The sequence below is a fragment of the Patescibacteria group bacterium genome (genome assembly GCA_027858235.1).
GTDB lineage: Bacteria > Patescibacteriota > Patescibacteriia > Patescibacteriales > BM507 > BM507.
This window is the reverse complement of sequence record JAQIDC010000059.1, coordinates 1-4,072: the sequence shown is the minus strand read 5'-3', so window position 1 is coordinate 4,072 and position 4,072 is coordinate 1. Positions and strand designations below refer to the sequence as shown.

Here is a 4,072-nt window from a genome sequence, read left to right as displayed (position 1 = left end):
GCCCCATCAAATTTTGTATAATGTGGTGCGCTTACCAGCATCTGCCATACGCCAATTTCCTGCTACTCGCTACCGCTCGTAACAGCAAACTGTCGTATAACAGCTACTTATGCGAAATTGTCAGCCCAAAACATCGCTACGCTCCGTCTTCCGCCCCGTCACAGTCTCTCATCAGAGGACTGTGACGACGTAAAAGATAGACAAAAACAGTGTCTATACAAGTATATACCCGCTGGCTCCGGGTTTCACCCGGAGTTTCAATGCAAAACGTTTATTTATAATAATTCACTTCTGCAATTAGATCCTGAATATAACTCATGAAAGCTCTAAATTTAAGAAGAATAATAACAACATATACAAATCCTGACCTTGATGGGACTGCTTGCGCATATGCATATGCTGAATTTTTAAATAGCGGTGGCATTAATGCTATTGCTGCTATTCCTGGTACCCCACATCATGAGGCTCGGTTTGTATTAAATAAATTTAATATAAAGACTCTTTCAAATATTGAGAATACAATAAACGAGAATGATGAAATAGTTATTGTAGACGCGAGTGACCCTAACGGAATATCGGATTACGTTAAACTCGAGAAAGTTGTTGAAATCATTGACCATAGAAAAGTAAACGATGCGCATTTGTTTCCAAATGCAAAAGTCCAAATTGAGCTTGTAGGAGCAGCAGCCACTCTTATCGCTGAAAAATTTTACGAAAATGCTTGTGAGATTTCCAAGGAATCAGCGGCTTTGCTTTTTTCGGCTATTGTTTCCAATACTATAAATTTCCAAGCGAATGTTACTGTAGAGAGGGACCGTGCCATGGCGGAGTGGTTGAAAACGAAATTCGAACTTCCAAATAACTATGTTCACGAAATGTTTAAGGACAAATCCCAACACAAGGATATAATGACAGATTTGTTTGTTAATGACTTTGCCTCATTTAATGTAAATGGATATCACCTAAGTGTTGCGCAACTTGAAATAATCGATGTTGACAAATTTATTAAAGAAAATATCAATGAGCTAAAGGAAAATCTAAAAAAAAATACACGCAAAGTTGCGTTAGATATATTTTTTATTACTTGCATAGATCTTGAAAAAGCTTTTAATACTTTTGTGGCCATAGATGATAAGACGGAAAAATTAGTTGAGATGGCGCTTGGAGTAAAATTTATTAATGGGATAGCCAAAAGAAAGGGAATTTTAATGAGAAAAGAAATATATCCAATGATAAAGGAACACCTAGAAAGTTAGGCTATATTTAAAATTGTCTTAAAAACATAATAACAACTTTTTAAAAAAATCAGTGTCTATACAGGTGTATAGACATTAAATATTCGAAAAAAAATAGTAAAATTATGATTCAATATATTGTTATATTAGGGGCAGGGGTTCAGTTATATGGTATTTTTTTCTATATTCGGGAAACCATTCGCGGTAATACAAAACCAAATAGAGTAACTTGGTTAATGTGGTCTTTAGCACCGTTAATTGGCTCAGCCGCAGCTTTCTCTGACGGTGTTCGCTGGGCGGTTCTTCCTGTTTTTATAGCCGGTTTTGCTCCATTGCTTGTATTTATGGCTTCTTTTGTCAATAAAAAATCCTATTGGAAACTTGTGTCATTTGATTACTTGTGTGGAGTTTCTTCTATGTTGGCATTAGTTCTCTGGTGGATAACGAAAGAACCTTTGATAGCAATATTTTTTGCAATTGCTAGTGACGGGTTTGCTGCCATACCAACGCTTGTTAAAAGTCGGAAGCACCCTGAAACAGAATCAGTTGAAGCATACACAACCGGATTATTCAATTCGTTAACAAGTTTTTTTGCCCTGAGAACATTTGGTATTTCTGAGCTTGCCTTTCCAATATATTTGGTTTTAGTGAATTCCTCCCTGATTGTCACAATACGCAGTGGGAAAAAGAACAAACACAAAACTTAAATATTTCTGTGTATTTAATAAAATTAAGCTGGAAAAATAAAAAAATGTACAGAGAAAAAATCTAAAATCATTTTAATACTTCTCTAATTTTAAAATGATATAAATATATTATAGAAGGCAATGAGCGACTTCAAACTACTTGTTACTAAACTACAGAAAATTATTTAATTGTTACTTGTGTTAATTAACTTTTTCGCCTAATTAACATAATTCTATAATTATTTAGCACCCCCTGTGTGTTTTCTGGGTAACGATGAAAGAGTAATCGCGAGTTGCCTTTTTCCAATTTACAAAATTTCCTCAAAATATGAAAATTTTTCTCTAAACTCCTATTCGGAGATAGTCTCTAAAAAATTGACTAATATTAAAAAGTTTTTTACTATAGTAAGAGCCAGATATTTATGGCTCTTTTATGTTATAATGACATTATGAATATACCTACATACATTCTAGACACTCTTAAAAAGCTCGAAAATGCCAGTTTTGAGGCTTTTGTTGTTGGTGGCTGTGTTCGAGACATATTACTCAAAAAGACTCCAAATGACTGGGATATTACAACCATAGCAAGACCAGAAGATATTCTAAAATTATTTTCCGATGGTAAATACGAGAATGATTTCGGTACGGTAATTCTTCCAATTAGAGATAAGAATGAAGAACTTTTAGACGTAATAGAAATAACAACATATAGATCAGAATCTGATTATTCAAACAATAGACATCCTGATTCAGTTGTTTTTGAAGATAAACTAGAGAGCGATTTAGCTAGAAGAGATTTCACAGTGAATGCAATGGCCATGAAATTGTCTGATTCTGCTATAAAAATTGATAATGAATTGCAAAAACATGTTTTTGAGTTAAATGGTTTTTTGATAGTTGATTTATATGGCGGTCAAAAAGATTTGAAAAATAGAATTTTAAGAGCAGTGGGGGAGCCGTCAAATAGATTCAAGGAAGACGCGCTTCGAATGATGAGAGGAGTCAGACTATCTTCTCAACTCGGATTTGAACTAGAACCAAAAACAGAGAGAGCTATAAATAAACTATCAGGAAATATTAAATTTGTTTCTAAAGAGAGAATCAAAGATGAGCTTATTAGAATATTTTCATCAGACAATCCGTACCAAGGTATTAAAAATCTTCATGAACTCAAACTGCTTCAATATATATTACCCGAGATAGAAGAAGGGGTGGGAATGGAACAAAATCATCACCACACTTATACCGTTTTTAAACACGCATTAATGTCTCTAAAAAATTGCCCTAGCGAAAAATGGCAAGTGCGTTTTGCTGCCTTCACCCATGATATTGGAAAACCAAAGAGTAAAAAAATCATCGATGGTGGTGTTACTTTTTATAATCATGAAATAATTGGGGCACGAATGTTGAAAAAAATATTAACTAGATTAAAGTTTTCAAATAACGATGTAGAAATGATAGTAAATCTAGTTTCAAATCACATGTTTTATTATAATGTTGATGAAGTTACCGCTAGTTCAGTTAGAAAATTACTCAAAAAAGTTGGTCCCGAAAATATGAAAGATTTAATGGATGTTCGTATTTCCGATAGACTTGGCTCTAATGTTCCAAAAGGAAAACCATACAAATTGAGACACCTGGAATATATGGTTGAAAAAGTAAAAAATGATCCTATTTCAGTAAAGATGTTAAAAATAGACGGGAATGACTTAATGAAAAATCTAGAGATAAAACCAGGCCCAAAAATAGGAACTATCCTCGATGTATTATTGTCAATTGTTATTGAAGATCCGGAATTAAATACTAAAGAATATTTAGAGGAAAAAAGTATAGAATTGAACAATCTCGAATTAGATGTACTACGTGACCAGGCAAAAGAAAAAATAGAAGAAAAGCGAGAAGACGATGATAGTAAAATGAAAGAAGATTTTTGGGTTAAGTAAAAAAGCCCAGGTTTGTCCTGGGCTCAGTTTTTTGTTTTCTCTATACACTCATTTTAAAAGGGATGATATAGAGTGGAGAGATGCTATTTAGGGATCATACGTAAAACTATCAAATTCCAAGATTTGGCATATATGATATAATAGAGAATATTAATAAACTAAACCTCTATTATATGAACAATTTAGAAGCGGTATGTTCGGTATTTTT

Annotated in this window: 3 protein-coding genes; all 3 read left to right on the top strand. The window is 33.3% G+C overall.

Going from position 1 to position 4,072, the window contains the following annotated elements; genetic code table 11:
* Window positions 1–317 precede the first annotated feature (317 nt).
* The 3 genes from PF572_05190 to PF572_05180 all read left to right on the top strand — a co-directional run bounded on the left by PF572_05190 (window position 318) and on the right by PF572_05180 (window position 3,864).
* Entirely contained in the window at window positions 318–1,256 is a 939-nt protein-coding gene (locus tag PF572_05190; GenBank protein MDA3840461.1) for a DHH family phosphoesterase, read from the top strand.
* 104 nt (window positions 1,257–1,360) lie between these two features.
* Window positions 1,361–1,942, top strand: coding sequence for a hypothetical protein (locus PF572_05185; protein ID MDA3840460.1), 582 nt, complete (start codon window positions 1,361–1,363; stop codon window positions 1,940–1,942).
* Window positions 1,943–2,370: 428 nt separating this feature from the next.
* Window positions 2,371–3,864 carry an HD domain-containing protein gene (locus PF572_05180; GenBank protein MDA3840459.1) on the top strand — a complete coding sequence of 498 codons (1,494 nt, stop codon included), beginning with the start codon at window positions 2,371–2,373 and terminating at the stop codon, window positions 3,862–3,864.
* Window positions 3,865–4,072: the final 208 nt, after the last annotated feature.

What these genes read in the sequence shown, in the direction of transcription:
- PF572_05180 (MDA3840459.1), top strand. Translation starts at nt 2,371, where the DNA reads ATGAATATACCTACATACATTCTAGACACTCTTAAAAAGCTCGAAAAT.
- PF572_05190 (MDA3840461.1), top strand. Translation starts at nt 318, where the DNA reads ATGAAAGCTCTAAATTTAAGAAGAATAATAACAACATATACAAATCCT.
- PF572_05185 (MDA3840460.1), top strand. Translation starts at nt 1,361, where the DNA reads ATGATTCAATATATTGTTATATTAGGGGCAGGGGTTCAGTTATATGGT.